The organism is Caulobacter rhizosphaerae (assembly GCF_010977555.1).
GTDB lineage: Bacteria > Pseudomonadota > Alphaproteobacteria > Caulobacterales > Caulobacteraceae > Caulobacter > Caulobacter rhizosphaerae.
Genome location: NZ_CP048815.1, coordinates 2,401,925 through 2,418,781, shown reverse-complemented (window position 1 = coordinate 2,418,781; position 16,857 = coordinate 2,401,925). Strand labels below are relative to the sequence as shown.

Annotated in this window: 16 protein-coding genes; 6 read left to right on the top strand and 10 right to left on the bottom strand. The window is 68.6% G+C overall.

The features are described 5' to 3' along the window. Nucleotides 1–11: 11 nt before the first annotated feature. From G3M57_RS11180 to fucP, 7 genes are read right to left on the bottom strand one after another with little or no spacing between them, the layout of a single operon-like run. Nucleotides 12–1,229, bottom strand: a complete 1,218-nt coding sequence (locus G3M57_RS11180; RefSeq protein ID WP_235525757.1) for a UxaA family hydrolase — start codon at nucleotides 1,227–1,229, stop codon at nucleotides 12–14. Beyond that, a complete protein-coding gene (locus tag G3M57_RS11175; protein ID WP_056752012.1) occupies nucleotides 1,226–1,522 on the bottom strand; it encodes a UxaA family hydrolase in 297 nt (98 codons plus the stop codon). Before G3M57_RS11175 ends, G3M57_RS11180 begins: the two co-directional genes overlap by 4 nt. Further along, a complete protein-coding gene (locus G3M57_RS11170) occupies nucleotides 1,519–2,559 on the bottom strand; it encodes an aldo/keto reductase (protein WP_163230537.1) in 1,041 nt (346 codons plus the stop codon). The genes G3M57_RS11175 and G3M57_RS11170 overlap by 4 nt, the downstream gene beginning before the upstream one ends. Continuing rightward, the gene (locus tag G3M57_RS11165; RefSeq protein ID WP_056752010.1) at nucleotides 2,556–3,326 is read right to left on the bottom strand and encodes an IclR family transcriptional regulator; all 771 of its coding nucleotides are present in this window, start codon (nucleotides 3,324–3,326) and stop codon (nucleotides 2,556–2,558) included. The genes G3M57_RS11170 and G3M57_RS11165 overlap by 4 nt, the downstream gene beginning before the upstream one ends. 4 nt (nucleotides 3,327–3,330) lie before the next feature. Continuing rightward, nucleotides 3,331–4,158, bottom strand: a complete 828-nt coding sequence (locus G3M57_RS11160; protein ID WP_056752007.1) for an amidohydrolase family protein — start codon at nucleotides 4,156–4,158, stop codon at nucleotides 3,331–3,333. Continuing rightward, the gene (locus tag G3M57_RS11155; protein ID WP_208789669.1) at nucleotides 4,152–5,165 is read right to left on the bottom strand and encodes a zinc-binding alcohol dehydrogenase family protein; all 1,014 of its coding nucleotides are present in this window, start codon (nucleotides 5,163–5,165) and stop codon (nucleotides 4,152–4,154) included. Before G3M57_RS11155 ends, G3M57_RS11160 begins: the two co-directional genes overlap by 7 nt. Further along, nucleotides 5,165–6,469: an L-fucose:H+ symporter permease gene (fucP, locus tag G3M57_RS11150; protein ID WP_163230535.1), complete on the bottom strand. Its 1,305-nt coding sequence runs from the start codon at nucleotides 6,467–6,469 to the stop codon at nucleotides 5,165–5,167. The genes G3M57_RS11155 and fucP overlap by 1 nt, the downstream gene beginning before the upstream one ends. A gap of 117 nt (nucleotides 6,470–6,586) precedes the next feature. Between fucP and G3M57_RS11145 the strand changes: the two genes are divergently transcribed. Next, nucleotides 6,587–6,937, top strand: coding sequence for an L-rhamnose mutarotase (locus tag G3M57_RS11145; protein ID WP_056752196.1), 351 nt, complete (start codon nucleotides 6,587–6,589; stop codon nucleotides 6,935–6,937). A 6-nt stretch (nucleotides 6,938–6,943) separates the two neighbouring features. On the opposite strand, the gene G3M57_RS11140 is transcribed toward G3M57_RS11145, so the two are convergent. Further along, nucleotides 6,944–8,368, bottom strand: coding sequence for a helix-turn-helix domain-containing protein (locus tag G3M57_RS11140; protein ID WP_056752003.1), 1,425 nt, complete (start codon nucleotides 8,366–8,368; stop codon nucleotides 6,944–6,946). A gap of 159 nt (nucleotides 8,369–8,527) precedes the next feature. Here G3M57_RS11140 and G3M57_RS11135 point away from each other — a divergent pair, with 159 nt between their 5' ends. The 4 genes from G3M57_RS11135 to katG all read left to right on the top strand — a co-directional run bounded on the left by G3M57_RS11135 (nucleotide 8,528) and on the right by katG (nucleotide 14,551). Next, nucleotides 8,528–10,147, top strand: a complete 1,620-nt coding sequence (locus G3M57_RS11135) for an isocitrate lyase (RefSeq protein ID WP_056752000.1) — start codon at nucleotides 8,528–8,530, stop codon at nucleotides 10,145–10,147. A gap of 45 nt (nucleotides 10,148–10,192) precedes the next feature. Next, on the top strand, nucleotides 10,193–10,426 hold the full coding sequence (locus G3M57_RS11130) for a hypothetical protein (RefSeq protein ID WP_056751998.1): 234 nt from the start codon (nucleotides 10,193–10,195) through the stop codon (nucleotides 10,424–10,426). A 147-nt stretch (nucleotides 10,427–10,573) separates the two neighbouring features. Beyond that, nucleotides 10,574–12,154 (top strand): malate synthase A, encoded by a 1,581-nt coding sequence (gene aceB, locus G3M57_RS11125; RefSeq protein ID WP_056751994.1) that lies wholly within the window; start codon nucleotides 10,574–10,576, stop codon nucleotides 12,152–12,154. Between the two features lie 177 nt (nucleotides 12,155–12,331). After that, on the top strand, nucleotides 12,332–14,551 hold the full coding sequence (katG, locus tag G3M57_RS11120; protein ID WP_163230533.1) for a catalase/peroxidase HPI: 2,220 nt from the start codon (nucleotides 12,332–12,334) through the stop codon (nucleotides 14,549–14,551). Nucleotides 14,552–14,798: 247 nt separating this feature from the next. Here the strand turns inward: katG and G3M57_RS11115 are convergent, their stop codons facing one another. Then, nucleotides 14,799–15,581: an SDR family NAD(P)-dependent oxidoreductase gene (locus G3M57_RS11115; RefSeq protein ID WP_163230531.1), complete on the bottom strand. Its 783-nt coding sequence runs from the start codon at nucleotides 15,579–15,581 to the stop codon at nucleotides 14,799–14,801. Between the two features lie 139 nt (nucleotides 15,582–15,720). After that, nucleotides 15,721–16,137, bottom strand: a complete 417-nt coding sequence (locus G3M57_RS11110; protein ID WP_056751984.1) for a DUF6766 family protein — start codon at nucleotides 16,135–16,137, stop codon at nucleotides 15,721–15,723. 173 nt (nucleotides 16,138–16,310) lie between these two features. Between G3M57_RS11110 and G3M57_RS11105 the strand changes: the two genes are divergently transcribed. Further along, nucleotides 16,311–16,808 (top strand): DUF421 domain-containing protein, encoded by a 498-nt coding sequence (locus G3M57_RS11105; protein ID WP_056751981.1) that lies wholly within the window; start codon nucleotides 16,311–16,313, stop codon nucleotides 16,806–16,808. Nucleotides 16,809–16,857: the final 49 nt, after the last annotated feature.

Here is a 16,857-nt window from a genome sequence, read left to right as displayed (position 1 = left end):
TCGATTACTCTCTAACTGGCCCGCCGCAGCGGAAGGCAGGCCGGACCGATCGGGTCGAAGGCCTTGTAGGTGAGGATGAATTCCTGGTGGCCCAGGGCCTCCGAAACGGTGCGTTCGCCGCCGGCCACGGCCAGGACCAGGTCGTAGATCTCGCTCCCGACCTCGTCCAGGGTCCCCCGCCCCTCCATGACCCGCCCGGCGTCGACGTCCATGTCGCCGCTCAGCTTGCGATAGGTCTCGGGATTGGCGCAGATCTTGATGACCGGCGAGATCGCCGAGCCGACCACCGAGCCGCGCCCGGTGGTGAACAGGGTGATATGGGCCCCGCAGGCGATCAACTCGACGATCTCGGCGTTGTCCGAGATGTTGGGAAAGCCGAAGCGGGCCTCGCCGTCCGGCACCACGTCCAGCAGGTACAGACCGCCGCTGGGCGGCAGGTCGCCGGGCTTGAGGATGCCCACGATCGGCGCCGAGCCCGATTTGGAATAGGCGCCCATCGACTTTTCTTCCTGGGTGGTCAGCCCGCCCTCGGCGTTGCCGGGCGCGAAGCTGCCATAGCCCATGACGGTGTAGTAGGCCTCGGCCTTCTGGACGCTCTTCTCCAGTTCCAGGCCCAGTTCCGGCGTGATCGCCCGGCTGGCCATGATGGTCTCGCAGCCGACCAGCTCGCCGGTCTCCTCGAAGACGCAGGCCGCGCCCTCGGCGCCTAGCCGGTCGAAGGCCCGGCCGACGGCGGGATTGGCGGTGATGCCGCTGGTGCCGTCCGAGCCGCCGCAGATGGTGCCGATCACCAGTTCCGAGACCGCCATCGGCGTCAGCGGCGCCTGGCTGGCGACCGCCCGCAGGCGAGCGACCGCCTGCAGCCCCTTGGCGATGGTGGTGGCCGTGCCGCCGTTCTCCTGGATCACCAGGGTCTCGACCGGCCGTCCGCTGGCCTCGATGGTCGCCCGCAGCTGTTCGCGGTTGAAGCTCTCGCAGCCCAGCGAGACCAGCAGCACCCCGCCGACATTGGGGTGCGTCGTGATCGCCTGCATGACCTTCAGCGCATAGGCGTTGGGGTAGCAGCCGGGGAAACCGATCAGGTGAACCTCGGTGTCGTCGCTCTTGGTGACGATCGTCCGGGCCACGTGATGGGCGCACTCGACCAGATAGGCGACGGCCACGACGTTGCGGATGCCCTTGCGGCCGTCGGCGCGCAGGTAGCCGCGCAGCGTGTGCGACATGGTCATGATCCTTTCGCGCCCGTCGCCTGCCGGGTGTGGCTGGCGATGTAGTCGCTCTTCATGTTGTGCAGGTGAACGTGGCCGCCGGCCACGACCGGCGTGGTGATCGACCCGATCGGCGCGCCGTATTTCAGAACCTTGTCGCCGACCGCGAGGGCCCGGCGCGCCAGCTTGTGGCCGACGCCGACGTCGACGTCGGCCGTCACGGCCTGGCCGTCGATCACCAGGGCCTGGCCCGCGCGCACCGGGGCGCTGAGCACCAGCACGTTGTCGTCGGGATGCAGCAGGATCAGACTCATCGGGACTCCGTGGACGTCGGCGCGTCCGGATGCAGCAGGCCCTCGGCGCGAAGGTCGTCCCACAGCGCGTCGGGAATGGCGTGCGCGGCCCAGGCCAGGGCCTGGCGGACCTGCGCCGGGTTCGACATGCCGGGGATGACGCTGACGACCTGCGGGTGGGCCAGCGGAAATTGCAGGGCGGCGGCGGCCAGCGGCGTGGCGTGGGCCAGGCAGACCGCCTCCAGCCGGCGAACCCGGTCGAGGATCTCGGTCGAGGCCGGCCCGTAGTTATAGTGGGCGCCGGGCTTGACGCCTTCGACCAGGACCCCCGAATTGAACGGGCCGCCGACGATGATCGACACGTCGCGGGCGGCGCAGCGGGGCAGGAAGCGATCCAGCGCCGTCTGCTCCAGCAGGGTGTAGCGGCCGGCCAGCAGGAAGACGTCGAAATCGCCCTCGTCCAGGGCCGCGTCGCAGATCTCCCATTCGTTGACGCCCAGCCCGATGGCGCCGACGGCGCCGCTGTCGCGCAGCGCGCGCATGGCCTTGTAGCCGCCGCCGAAGAACTCGCGCCGCCGGGCGGCGTCGTCCTCGCCATGGGTCACCGCGCCCAGGTCGTGGGCCAGCAGCACCTCGACATGGTCGCGCTTCAGGCGCTGCAGGCTGCTCTCGAACGATCGCATGACCCCGTCGTACGAATAGTCGAACACCGGCTCGAACGGCGCAGCGCCGACGAAGCCGTGGCGCTCGGCGGCCGGGTCGATCTCCGGCGCCGGGCGCAGCAGCCGGCCCACCTTGGTGGAGACCTTGACGTTCGCCGGCAGCGCCTCGCCCAGGCGGGTCTCGCTGAGACCGAAGCCGTAGTGCGGCGCGGTGTCGAAATAGGCCAGGCCGGCGGCGAGGGCCGCGTCGATGGTCTCGCGCGCGGCGGCGTCGCTCACCGCGGCGTAGAGATTGCCGATCGCCGCGGCCCCAAAGCCCAGCGGCGGCAGGTTCAATCGGCCAGGACGTTCCGCCCGGCCACGGGAAGACGCCTGCACGGCGTCGGCGACAGTCACTGGAATTGGCCTCCAAGTTCCACGGAGATCTCGTCGGCCGCCGCCTGGATCGCGGCGACCGTGTCAGCCACGGAGATCGCCGTGGGCGTTTCGACATAGGGCGAGGTCAGGGCCGCGGCGACGCCTTCGGGCCCGAAGATCGGCGCCGACAGGTCGACCACCAGCCGGGTCACGTCGCTGGACGCCTGGACATGCCGTTCGGCGCGGGCCTTCTCGGCCTTGGCCTCGAACTTGGCCCAAGCGCTCCGGCTGACGGTGGGCTCGAGGCGGGCGCGCCACTCCTCGCGCACGGTTTCGGGCTGGAAGGCGTAGAGCACCAGGCCCGACGTCGCCTCGACGAGGGCCCGGTGATAGCCGACGCGCACCGAGAAACCCTGGTTGCCGGGGGCCTCGATCCTGGCCACCACCACCATTTCCGCGGCGCTGGCCACCGCCAGGTGGCACGACTGGCCGATCACCTCGGACAGGCGCCGCATCACCGGCAGGGCCGCCTCCAGCACGCTCTTGGCCGGCGCCCTGGTCATCCCCAGCGAGAAGAGCCTGTTGGTCAGGACCAGGCCATCGCCAGCGGGGGTGTTGGCGACATAGCCGCGCTGCTCCAGCACCTGGACCATCCGGAACAGCTCGCTGACCGAACGGTTCAGCGCGGCGGCGATCTGGACCATGCCCATGGGCTCGCCGCGCGCGGCCAGCAGCTCGAGCACGTCCAGGCCCTTCTCAAGGGCGGGGGCGCGATATTTGGCGGAGGGTTCTTCGGACTCGGTCATGGTCCTATATCCGATAGAAGCGGCGGCATGTCCCACCGAACAGGGCCGCCAGATCGGCTGCGTCGGTCAGCCCGCTGAGCTTCCTCGCCAGGGCCAGCCAGTCCGCATAGTCGCCCGCCAGGTTCAGCACCGGCCAGTCGCTGCCCCACATCAGGCGGTCGGGCCCGAAGGCGGCGACCAGATGGGCGACATAGGGCGACAGGGCCTCGCCCCCCTGCCCCGGCGCGGCCTCGGTCAACAGGCCCGACAGCTTGCAGAACACCTGCGGAAGCGCCGCCAGGGCCTGGATGCCTCGCGCCCAGGCGCCGTCGTGGTCGCCGGCGGCGATCGGCGGCTTGGCGCCGTGGTCGATGACGATCGCCAGCTCGGGCCGGCGGCGCGCCAGGGCCAGCAGGTGCGGCAGGTGGCGGGTCAGCACCAGGCCGTCCAGCGACAAGCCGTGGGCGATCATGGCGTCGAGTGCGGGATCCAGACGCGGCGCGGCGATCCAGGCGTCGTCGTCAAGGCTCTGCAGCATCGGCCTCAGGCCGCGCAGCTTGGGGTTCCGGCTTAGCGCCGCGATGCGATCCGGAGCGGCGGGCGACGCCAGGTCGACCCAGCCCACCACGCCCAGCACCAACGGCTCGTCCGCCGCCAATTCCAGCAGCCAGTCTGTGTCCCGGTCGTCCGGCTGGGACTGCACCAGCACGCAGCCCGCCAGGCCCAAGGGCGCGGCGACCGCCGCCAGGTCGGCGGGGCCGAAGTCGCGGTGGATCGTCGCCAGGTCCGGCGTCGGCCAGGAAAAACCGTTCTCGCCGACCCGCCAGAAGTGCTGGTGGGCGTCAATCAGCACGAGACGATCGCCTTGATGACGCCGGCTTGCGGCTCCATCCACCCCGGCAAGGCCTGGGCGACCTCCGCCAGGGTGGCGGCGTGGGTGTTCAGAGCCCCCGTGGGGACCTTGCCCGCCTTCATCGCCTCGACCACGGCGTCGAAGTCTTCCGGCGTGGCGTTGCGGCTGCCCAGCAGCGTCGCCTCGCGCTTGTGGAACTCAGGGTCCGAGAAGGTGATGTTGGCGCCGACCACCGAGATCAGCACATAGGAGCCGCCGTGGCCGACATAGGCGAAGCCGGCCTCCATGGCCTTGGGATTGCCGGTGGCGTCGAACACCACGTCGAAGAAGTCGCCGTTGGTGAGGTCGGACAAGGCCTGCCGCGTCTCGTCGCCCAGGCCCACCACATGCTCGACGCCCAGGTGGTCGCGACAGAAGTCCAGACGGTCCTGACGGCCGTCCAGCGCCGTGACGATCCCGCCCTGCAGCTTGGCGAACAACGCCGCGGCGATGCCGATCGGCCCGGCGCCGACCACCAGCACCGACTGTCCCGGCGTGATGGCGGCCCGGCGCACGGCATGGGCGCCGATGGCCAGGAACTCGATCATCGCCGCCTCGTCCAGGCTGATTCCCTCGGCCTTGCGGACGAAGCCTTCGGGCACGGCCAGGTACTGGGCCATGCCGCCGTCGCGGTGCACGCCCAGAACCTGGATGTTCATGCAGCAGTTGGGCTTGGCCTTGCGGCACGCCGCGCAGGTTCCGCACGACATGTAGGGCATCACATAGACCGGGTCGCCGGGGGCCAGGTCACCGCCCGCCGGCGCCTGAACGACCTCGCCGGCCAGTTCGTGGCCCATCACCCGCGGATAGGCCAGGAACGGCTGGGTGCCGCGATAGATGTGCATGTCGGTGCCGCACACCCCGACGCGGCGGACGCGGATCAGCACCTCGCCGTCCGCCGGCTCGGGGATCGGGCGCCGCTCCAGGACCAGCTGTCCGGGAGCCGCGCAGACCAGGGCGTCCATCATCAGTGGGCTCCGGCCGGAGCCGCCTTCAGATCTTCGCGGGTGGCGCGGCCGGCCGTGAAACCGAACAGTCCGACCACCGCGAAACAGGCGCAGGGCACCAGGATGGCAAAGTCGATGGCCGTGGCGTCCGAAACCGCCCCCATCAGGGTCGTCAGCACCGCCCCGCCGATGATGCTCATCACCAGGAACGACGAACCGGTCTTGGTCAGCGGGCCCAGGCCCTTCAGCGAGCCGGCGAAGATGGTCGGGAACATGATCGACATGAAGAAGCTGGTCGAGGCCAGGGCGTAGAGCCCGACCTTGCCGCCCACCAGGGCCGCCACCAGGGTCAGGCCGACATTGACCGCCGCGAACAGTCCCATCAGCAGCGACGGGCTCACCCGGCTCATGGCGGCCGTGCCGACGAAGCGTCCGGCCATGAAGCCGACCAGCGACCAGGACAGGTAGGCCGCCGCCGCCTTCTCACCCAGGCCGGGAAGCTCGTGCTGGGCGTAGCGGATCATGTAGCTCCAGACCCCGACCTGTGCGCCGACATAGAAGAACTGCGCCGCCACGCCGAACACGAAGCGGGGTCGGGCCAGCAGGGCCGGGATCGCCTTGGCGGCCGGCAGGCCGGCCTCGTCTTCGCCGGGATCGGGCCGTCCCGCCTGGTGGGGGAACTTGGTCAGGGACACCAGCAGCGCCCAGGCCAGCACGACGGCGGCGATGATCAGGTACGGAACCTGGGTCGAATGGGCCTCGGCGGTCTGGAAGGCGTTCAGCTGGGCCGGCGTCATGGCCGCGAACTCGGCCTTCGTCGGCTCGACGCCCGACAGGATGAACTGGCGGCCGACCACCACGGCGGTGATCGAGCCCAGCGGATTGAAAGCCTGGGCGAAGTTCAGGCGCTGCTCGGCCTTGGCCGGATCGCCCAGCACGGTGATCAGCGGATTGGCTGAGGTCTCCAGGAACGCCAGGCCCGAGGCCAGGACGAACAGGGCGGCCAGGAACCAGGAATACTGCCTCGCCTCGGCGGCGGGCCAGAACAGCAGGGCGCCCAGGCCGAACAACAGCAGGCCGACGATCACCGCCGCCTTGTAGCCGTAGCGGCGCATGACAGCGCTGGCCGGCAGGGCCAGGAAGAAATAGCCCAGGTAGAAGGCCATCTGCACCAGGCCCGACTGCAGGTCGGTGAGGAAGAAGGCCTTCTTCAGGTGCGGAATCAGCACGTCATTGAGGTTGTTGGCCACGCCCCATAGAAAGAACAGGGCGACGATGAGCACGAGCGGGGCGAGGGCCGTCCGCTCCGATGGACGTTGTTCCATGGGGCTTCCTTCCAGGGGGACGATTGACCCGGCCCCGTTTATCTGGGACGGAAGTCACCACATATGATGTGGCGCGTCAAATATGAAAAGCGCTCTGATTCAATGGAGGAAAACGCCATGGCCACGCGGCACTGCCTTGCGCTGGACCTTCACGACGATCCCGAGACCATCGCCGCCTACCGGCGTTGGCACGCGCCCGGCGGCCCGCCCGCGGCGGTGACCGAGTCGATCCGCCGCGCCGGCATCCTCGATATGCAGATCTGGCTGACCGGCCCTCGGCTGTTCATGATCATGGAGACCGGGCCGGACTTTTCTCCCGAGGCCAAGGCGGCCGCCGACGCCGCCGACGCCGACGTCCAGGCCTGGGAGGCGCTGATGGGCAAGTTGCAGAAGGCCCTGCCCTGGGCCGCGCCGGGCGAGAAATGGACGCCGGCCGAACAGATCTTCAGCCTGGCCGAGCAGCCCTGAGACGCCTCAGGCCACGAACGGGAACGGCGACAGGGCCTTGCTGGACTCCTCGACCAGCAAGGTCCGGTTGATCGGCGCGGCGGCCCGTTGCGGGCAGGCCGGGCGCTCGCAGATCCGACACGAGGGGCCGATCTCCACGGCCGCCGGCGCGGCGATGTCCAGCCCCCGGGCGTAGACCAGCTTGCCGGCGTGCTTGAGCTCGCAGCCCAGCCCCACGACCAGTTCGTCCTCCAGCCCCGCCTGCAGGCCCGACACCCGCCGCACGGTGCGCGACAGGGTGAAGTAGCGTTCGCGGTCGGGGGTCTCGATCACCTGGGTGACGATCCGCCCCGGCGTCTTGAAGCTGTCGTGGACGTTCCAGCGCGGACAGGCGCCGCCGAACCGCGAGAACGGGAACGGCCCGGCCGCGAACCGCTTGGAGATGTTGCCGGCCGCATCGAGCCGCATCATGAAGAAGGGCACGCCACGCGACCCGGGCCGGCTGAGGGTGGTCAGGCGCTGGGCGGCCTGCTCGTAGCTGATGCCGAACCGCGAGCGCACCCGCTCGATGTCGTAGCCGCTGGCCTCCATGGCCGCCAGGAACGGCTCGTACGGGGTCATGATCGCCGCGGCCAGGTAGTTGTCGAGGAACACCTTGAGCAGCTGGCGGGTGGCGCGGTCTGGGGCCTGGAAGCGATCGGTCAGGACCGACAAGGTCTCGCCCGCCTCCATCAGGCCCAGCTGGTAGCACATGGCGAAGATCCGGCTGGCCGGCGCCAGGGTCTCCGACAGCATCAGCCGCTTGCGGTGATGGTCGTAGCGCCGCAGCGAGCCGGTCATGGTCTCGACCGGCATGACCCGAACCTGGATTCCGAAGCGCTCCAGCAGCCGGGCGCGGACGGCGGGTCCCAGGTCCTGAGGGTCGGCCTTCATCGCCGCGACGATCGGCTCGGCCGCGGTCTCCAGTTCGGCGAAGTGGTTGCGCTGCGAGCCCACCAGGTCGCGGACCCAGTCGGTCGGCGAACTGGACGACACCGGCGTGGCCCCGTCCGGCCGCTCGAAGGCGCCCAGGTCGATCAGCCGGCCACGATCCAGATAGGCGCGATAGAGGCGCGCCATGGCCTCGGCGATGCCCGGCGACAGCTCGGCCACCTCGGCGGCCTCGTGACGACTGACGCCCAGGTCGGCGAACATCTTGTCGGCCAGCACCTCATCCAGTCCCGCCCCGCCGCCCGGATCGTCCGCCGAGAGGCTGCGCAGGTCCAGGTCGTAGGCGTCGGCCAGGCGCAGCAGGATCTGGGCGGTGACCGGCCGCTGGTTGCGCTCCAGCAGGTTCAGGTAGCTGGCCGAGACGCCCAGGTTCTCGGCCATGCGGCTCTGGGTGACCCCCAGGTCGCGCCGCAGCCGCTTGAGCCGGCCGCCGAGAAACAGCTTCTTGTCGTGGGTCGCCATGCAGTCATGTTGTCATGGATTTACAAAGATTACAAAGTCGGTTTGTGACAAATTGCCTTCAATAGGTTCGACGCCGACCGCGTCGCGACCCAAGCTCTCCCCACGAACTTTTCCGCCCGGCCGTCACTGGCCGAGCCGACGATGGGACGAAAAAGAGCCATGACGCTGCGCAAGACCTACGCCCAACTCCGCCAAGAGCTGCTGGCCCGCTATCCCCAGGGCGTCACGCCAGGCGGCGTCGCGGTGGATGACATCATCCAGTTGAAGCTGCAGAACACCTTCTCCACCCACCTGGACATCGCCCGCGAAATGGCCGGCGTCATGCGCGCCGACATGGCCGCCTACGACGCCGACGCCGGCAAGTTCACCCAGTCGCTGGGCTGTTGGTCGGGCTTCCACGCCCAGCAGATGATCAAGTCGGTCAAGCGCCTGCGCGGCACGACCAAGGGCGCCTACGTCTATCTGTCCGGCTGGATGGTGGCGGGCCTGCGCAACCGCTTCGGCCACCTGCCCGACCAGTCGATGCACGAGAAGACCTCGGTGGTCGACCTGATCGAAGAGATCTACGTCTCGCTGCGCCAGGCCGACGAGGTGGCGATCAACGACCTGTTCAAGACCCTGAAGACCGCGCGCGAGGCTGGCGACAAGGCGGCCGAGACGGCGGCGATCGCGGCCATCGACGGCTTCGAGACCCACGTCGTGCCGATCATCGCCGACATCGACGCCGGCTTCGGCAACGAGAACGCCACCTACCTGCTGGCCAAGGAGATGATCAAGGCGGGCGCCTGCTGCCTGCAGATCGAGAATCAGGTCTCGGACGCCAAGCAGTGCGGCCACCAGGACGGCAAGGTCACCGTGCCGCGCGAGGACTTCATCGAGAAGCTGCGCGCCTGCCGCCTGGCCTTCGAGGAACTGGGCGTCGACGAGGGCGTCATCGTCGCCCGCACCGACAGCCTGGGCGCGGGCCTGACCCAGAAGGTGCCGGTCAGCCAGGAGCCGGGCGACCTGGCCAGCGACTACATCAAGTGGCTGAAGACCGAGGCCATTACCGAAGGCAACCCGATCCTGCCGGGCGAGCTGGCGCTGTATCGCGACGGCCGGTTCGAAAAGCCCGTGCGCATGCCCAACGGCCTGTTCGCCTTCCAGGAGGGCACCGGCCGGGCCCGGGTGATCGAGGACTGCATCGCCTCGCTGACGCAGGGCGGCGCCGACCTGCTGTGGATCGAGACCGACACGCCCAATGTCGACGAGATCGCCTCCATGGTCGCCGAGATCCGCAAGGTCGTGCCGAACGCCAAGCTGACCTACAACAACTCGCCGTCGTTCAACTGGACCCTGAACCTGCGCCGCCAGGTGCGCGAACAGTGGATCGCCGAAGGCAAGATCCACAAGGACAGCTATCCCGACGGCGCGGCCCTGATGTCGGCCGAGTTCGACGCCAGCGACCTGGGCCGCGAGACCGACGAGCGCCTGGCCCGCTTCCAGGTCGACATCTCGGCCCGCGCCGGGGTGTTCCACAACCTGATCACCCTGCCGACCTTCCACCTGACGGCCAAGAGCATGGACGAGCTGTCGCGCGGCTATTTCGGCGACGACCGGATGAAGGCCTATGTCAATTCGGTGCAGCGCGAAGAGATCCGCCGCGGCGTCTCGGCGGTCAAGCACCAGCACGAGGTCGGCTCGGACCTGGGCGACAGCTTCAAGGAAATGGTCGCCGGCGAGCGCGCCCTGAAGGCTGGCGGCCACGCCAACACCATGAACCAGTTCGCCGCCGAATAGCCGGCGAAACCTCCCTTCCCTCTCCACCCGATCAAGGAGTCCATCATGACCGCCACGCAATTTGCTCCCGCCGCCATGCCGAACCCCACCGACCAGCAACGGGCGGTCGATCGGGTGGCCGAGGCGGCTCACCGGCTGAATGAGGCCGTGCAGCGCGCGATCGCCGCGGGCTATTCGGTCGAACTGGTGCGCACCTCGCGCCACCACGACGGCGCGGGCAACTGGGGCGACCAGATCGTGCCGACCGTCCGTCCCAATGGCGCCGCCAAGAGCGCCTGATAGGCCTTGCGTGGTCCTCGTCCTTCGACAGGCTCAGGATGAGGACCATTGCCGAGGCCGAACTCGAAACCTCATCCTGAGCTTGTCGAAGGACGAGGTTTCGGTTCTCACCAGTACCCGCCGCATCCCACACCCACGGAAGACGCCATGCCCCTCGACATCGCCGCCAACATCCAGATCAACGGTCCTGTCGAGGGCCGCGCGGTGGAGATCCTGACGCCCGAGGCCCTGGCCTTCGTGGCCGACCTGCATCGGCGGTTCGACGTCCGCCGGCGCGAGCTTCTGGCGGCCCGCGTCGCCCGCCAAGCCCGCTTCGACACCGGCGAGCTGCCGGACTTCCTCCCGGAAACCGCCGAGGTGCGGGCCGCCGACTGGACGGTCGCGCCGATCCCGGCCGACCTGCGGGACCGCCGGGTCGAAATCACTGGCCCGGTCGACCGCAAGATGATCATCAACGCCCTCAACTGCGGGGCCAAGGTGTTCATGGCCGACTTCGAGGACGCCACCTCGCCCACCTGGACCAACGTCCTGGAGGGCCAGGTCAACCTGAAGGATCGCTGGGCGGGAGACCTGACCCACGTCGATCCCAAGTCCGGCAAGCGCTATGCGCTGGGAGCCAACCCAGCCGTCCTGAAAATCCGCCCCCGTGGCTGGCATCTGCCTGAACAGCACATGGAAGTGGATGGCCAGCCCGTCAGTGGGGCCTTGTTCGACTTCGGCCTCTACCTGTTCCACAACGCCCGGGCCACGCTGGCCCAGGGCTCGGGTCCCTACTTCTACCTGCCCAAGCTGGAGAGCCACCTGGAGGCGCGTCTCTGGAACGAGGTGTTCGTCCACGCCCAGGCGGCCCTGGGCCTGCCGGTCGGCACGATCAAGGCCACGGTGCTGATCGAGACCATCCCCGCCGCCTTCGAGATGGACGAGATCATCCATGAGCTGCGCGACCACATGGCGGGCCTGAACTGCGGCCGCTGGGACTACATCTTCTCGTTCATCAAGCGCCTGGGCCGCCGGCCGGAATTCCTGACCCCGGATCGTTCGGCCATGGTGATGGGCAAGGCCTTTCTGGGCGCCTATTCGCTGAAGCTGATCCAGACCTGCCACCGGCGCGGGGCCTTCGCCATGGGCGGCATGGCGGCCCAGATTCCGGTCAAGGGCGACGAGGCCGCCAACCAGGCCGCGTTCGCCAAGGTCCGGGCCGACAAGGAGCGCGAGGCCGGGGCCGGCCACGACGGCACCTGGGTCGCCCACCCCGACTTGGTGCCCGTGGCCATGGAAGTCTTCGACCGCCTGATGCCGACGCCGAACCAGTTGGACAAGCGCCTGACGGACCTGACGATCACCCAGGCCCAGATGCTGGAGTTGCACGACGGCCAGCGAACCGAGGCCGGCGTGCGCGAGAACATCCGCGTCGGCGTGCGCTACACCCAGGCCTGGATCGAAGGCCGCGGCGCCGTGCCGCTCTACAACCTGATGGAGGACGCCGCCACGGCCGAGATCTGCCGCACCCAGCTGTGGCAGTGGATCCGCCTGAGCGCCGACCTGGCCGACGGCCGACAGATGAGTTCGCAGCTGTTCGTCAGCCTGCTGACCGAGGAGATGGCCGACCTGCGCCGCGACTTCCCCTCGCCGCGCCTGGAAGACGCGGCCCTGCTGTTCTCGCAGATGGTGTTGTCCGACACGCTGGAGGAGTTCCTGACCCTGCCGGCGTACGAACTGATCGCCTAAGATCCGGAACCAGGTGAAGCCAGCCCGGCGGTTCTCCGTGAGGAGGACCGCCAAAATGCGTCGTCCCAATCCAGCGGAGTCTCCGCCTCCCTTTCCCCCTCAAGGTTTCGCCTATCGGTCTGATAGGAACAATCAATTTTACCTATGACGAGAAGAGCGTTGTCTAGGCAGGCGCCGATGTCGGCGAGCAGACACAAGCCAACGCGGAGAAAGACGATGGACGCCAAGGTCGAAGACAGCGCCGGCGGCCAGTGCCCGGTGGGCCACGGCCGGCCCAGGGGCAACCGCGACTGGTGGCCGCAGAACCTGCGCCTCGAGAGCCTCAACCAGCATTCGCCGCGCTCCAACCCGATGGGCGAGACGTTCGACTACGCCGAGGAATTCAAGAGCCTGGACCTGAATGCGGTCATCGCCGACCTGCACGCCTTGATGACCGACACCCAGGACTGGTGGCCGGCCGACTTCGGGCACTATGGCGGTCTGTTCATCCGCCTGGCCTGGCACAGCGCCGGCACCTATCGCATCGCCGACGGCCGCGGCGGCGCGGGCGGCGGGCAGCAGCGCTTCGCCCCGCTCAACAGCTGGCCCGACAACGCCAACCTGGACAAGGCGCGCCGGCTGCTGTGGCCGATCAAGCAGAAGTACGGCCGCAAGATCTCGTGGGCCGACCTCTACGTCCTGGTCGGCAACGTCGCCCTGGAGTCCATGGGCTTCAAGACCTTCGGCTTCGGCGGCGGCCGGGCCGACACCTGGGAGCCCGAGGAACTGTTCTGGGGTCCCGAGGGCTCCTGGCTGGGCGACGAGCGCTACAGCGGCGAACGCCAGCTGCATTCGGCGCTGGGCGCGGTGCAGATGGGCCTGATCTACGTCAACCCCGAGGGTCCGAACGGCAATCCCGACCCCGTGGCCTCGGCGCGCGACATCCGCGACACCTTCGCCCGCATGGCCATGGACGACGAGGAGACCGTCGCCCTGATCGCCGGCGGCCACACCTTCGGCAAGACCCACGGCGCCGGGGATCCCTCGTTCGTCGGCCCCGAGCCGGAGGGCGAAAGCATCGAGGCGCAGGGCCTGGGCTGGAAGAGCAAGCACGGGACGGGTTTCGGCGCCGACGCCATCACCGGCGGCCCCGAGGTGATCTGGAGCCAGACGCCGACGAAGTGGAGCAACCACTTCTTCGACAACCTCTTCAAGCACGAGTGGGAGCTGACCAGGAGCCCGGCCGGGGCGCAGCAATGGCAGGCCAAGAACGCCGAGGCCGACATCCCGGACGCCCATGACGGCGCCAAGCGGCATCCGCCCAGGATGCTGACCTCGGACCTGGCCCTGCGCTTCGACCCCGAATACGAGAAGATCTCGCGCCGGTTCCACGAGAACCCCGATCAGTTCGCCGACGCTTTCGCCCGCGCCTGGTTCAAGCTGACCCACCGCGACATGGGCCCGATCGGGCGCTATCTGGGTCCGCTGGTCCCGCAGGAGACCTTGATCTGGCAGGACCCGATCCCGGCCGTGGACCACCCGTTGGTCGACGCCCAGGACATCGCGGCGCTGAAGGCCAAGATCCTGGCTTCGGGGCTCACCGTCGCGCAGTTGGTCTCGACCGCCTGGGCGTCGGCCTCGACCTATCGCGGCTCCGACAAGCGCGGCGGCGCCAATGGCGCGCGCATTCGCCTCGCGCCGCAGAAGGACTGGGAGGTGAACGATCCGCCGACCCTGGCCGAGGTGCTGGCGACGCTGGAAGCGATCCAGGCCGAATTCAACGCCTCGGCCGGCGGCGGAAAGAAGATCTCGCTGGCGGACCTGATCGTCCTTGGCGGGGCCGCGGCCATCGAGAAGGCGGCCAAGGACGCCGGCACGGAGGTGGAGGTTCCCTTTACGCCGGGGCGCATGGACGCCTCGGCCGAGCAGACCGACGCCGACTCGTTCGCGCCGCTGGAGCCCCTGTCGGATGGCTTCCGCAACTATCGCCGCGAGGGCCCGCAGTTCATGGCGCCCGAGGAGGCCCTGGTCGATCGGGCGCAGCTGCTGCGCCTGTCCGGACCGGAGCTGACGGTGCTGGTCGGCGGCCTTCGGGTCCTGGGAGCCAACGCCGGCGGCTCCCAGGCGGGCGTGTTCACCAACCGCGTGGGCGTCCTGACGAACGACTTCTTCGTGAACCTGCTCAGCATGGGCACGGCCTGGAGCCCTACGGCCGTCAACGCCTTCGCCGGCCATGATCGCCAGAGCAGTCAGCCCCAATGGACCGCCACCCGCGTCGACCTGATCTTCGGGTCGCACGCCGAGTTGCGGGCCTTCGCCGAGGTCTATGCCTGCGCCGACTCCCAGGCCAAGTTCGTGAAGGATTTCGTGGCCGCCTGGAACAAGGTCATGAACGCCGATCGGCTGGACCTGAACTGAGGCGACGCATGAGCTTCCGGGCGTTCGCCGATGGCGGACGCCCGGAGCTGTTCCTCAGTTTGGCGGGGACGCCGATCCGACTAGTCGGCGCCGTTGCCCGGATCGTCCGCTGTAGGATCCGAAGTGTGGGTGGTCTTCCTGGTGGGATCCGCGCTGGGATGGAGCGGCGCCTCAAGGCCGCCGGGCGGGTCCGCAGGCTCGTCGGTTGCGGTGGGCGTTTGCGACTTCTCTTCCGACATCAGCGCTCTCAAGATCCGGGTTCGGCCATCTTGCGATGCTGCTCGGCCAGAACGCTCTGCGGCGCCACCGCGGCCATGGCCGCCTGCAGCTTGTTGGCGAAGCCGGTCACCACGTCGCCCTCGCCCTTCAGCATGGCTCCGTAGCCGATCTTGGCGACGTCGGCCGGATCGGCCTTCTTCGGATCCGCCCCGAACCCGGTGTCGAGCATGCCGGCGCGTTCGAAGAATTCAGTGTCTGTAAGACCCGGCATCAGGCAGGTGACCGTCACGCCGGTGTCCTTCAGCTCGTTGCGCAGCGCCCAGGAGAAGCTGTCCAGGAAAGCCTTGGAGGCGTTGTAGAGCGCCTGGAACGAGCCCGGTATGAGGCCGGCGATCGAGCCGGTGATCAGGATCCTGCCGCGCTCGCGGTCCCGCATGCGCCGGCCGACCCTATGGATCAGGTAGATCGTGCCGGTGACGTTCGTGTCGAGCACGCGCCGGGCGTCGTCCCAGTCCTGATCGAGAAAGCCGTGGCCCAGCCCGCGGCCGGCATTGGCCATCAGGGCGTCCACGGGGCGAGCGCCGATCAGGCCCAGCAACTGGTCGACACCTTGGGTGGTCGCCAGATCTACCTGCAGCGCATCCACACGCGTTCCGTAGTGCTCAAGGCTGGCCTGGGCCTCGACGATCGAGGGCGCATCGGCGGCGATCACCAGGTCGTAGCCGTCCTCGGCCGCCAGCCTGGCCAGTTCGTAGCCAATGCCGGACGAGGCGCCGGTGACCACGGCGAGCGGGCGCAGGTCTTCGATCATCGCGCGGCCGCCTTCCGCAAGCTGAATTCGAGAGCGATGACATGATCGGGCATGGCGATCCTCCAGAGTCCCCGATCAACCAGCGACGCAAGCCGGCGTTCCCGCCCCGCCCCTCCGGACGGCGCCGGGATGTCCTATGTTACTCGCGCCCGGAGGCGAGGTTGGCGTCGGTGTGTCCGTGGGGCTTGGAATGTCCGCCGGCGCGAAGGTAGCGACGGTCGATGTCGGCGATGATGTCCTCGGCCTTCTCGCCGGCCTGCAGGCGGATCAGGACGTCCAGCTTGGCCTCGCTGCGGTCGTCGTTCTCCTTGGAGGCGGGCGAGCCGACATAGAGGAAATAGGCCAGGCCCACGACCTGCCAGATGAGTTGCAGGAACTCCGACTGCCAGTTCTCGAAGGTGTCGCGGCCCATCTCGACCAGATAGGGCGTCAGGCTGGGCGCCTGGTGCAGGGCCTGCTGTTCGTCGACGAAGGCGAACCAGCCGAAGATCCAGTGTCCCATGATCGAAACCAGGAAGAAAAGCCCGGTCAGCCAAGCATAGGCATAGCGTTTCATGAGGAGTCCTCTTCGGTCGCGTTTCCAGACCTCCTAACTCCGGCGCCGTTCGAAAGGTTCGCCCTCGCCTTCAGTCCGCCTTGCGACCGGAAGGTTTCATCAAGGCGTTCAGCGTGCTGGTACCGAGGCGCGCCAGGGCCGAACCACAACCGGCCCGCGGGCGTTCGGAGTGGATGGAAACCTTCCGCCTCCTGATCGGTCCGGACAACGGCGACGCCACGGTCGCCCAGCTGTGCGTGCGGGCGGTGATCCTGTTCCTGTTCGGCGTGATCTGCATCCGCATCGCCGGTCGCCGGACCTTTTCCAGCATCACGCCGCTGGACATCATCGTGGCGCTGATCATCGGCTCGAACATCAGCCGCGCCATGACCGGCAAGGCGCCGTTCTTTCCTGGCCTGGCCGCGACCCTGGTCGTCGTCGTCCTGCATCGCCTGCTGGCCATGGCGACGCTGCGTTGGAGTCTGCTGGCGCGACTGATGAAAGGGGCGCCGGTGACCCTGGTGCGCGACGGCGTGGCGGACGAGGCCGCCATGCGCCGCCACAGCATTGGCCGGACCGATCTGGCAGAGGGGCTACGGATGGAACAGGTCGACCAGATCGAGACCGTCAAACTGGCCACGCTGGAAGCCGGCGGCAAGATCAGCGTGGTTCCCCGGTCGCGCGCCGACTGATCGGCCGCGGCGCCGGGGCGTTCAGGCCCGATACCCCTCACGAGAAAAC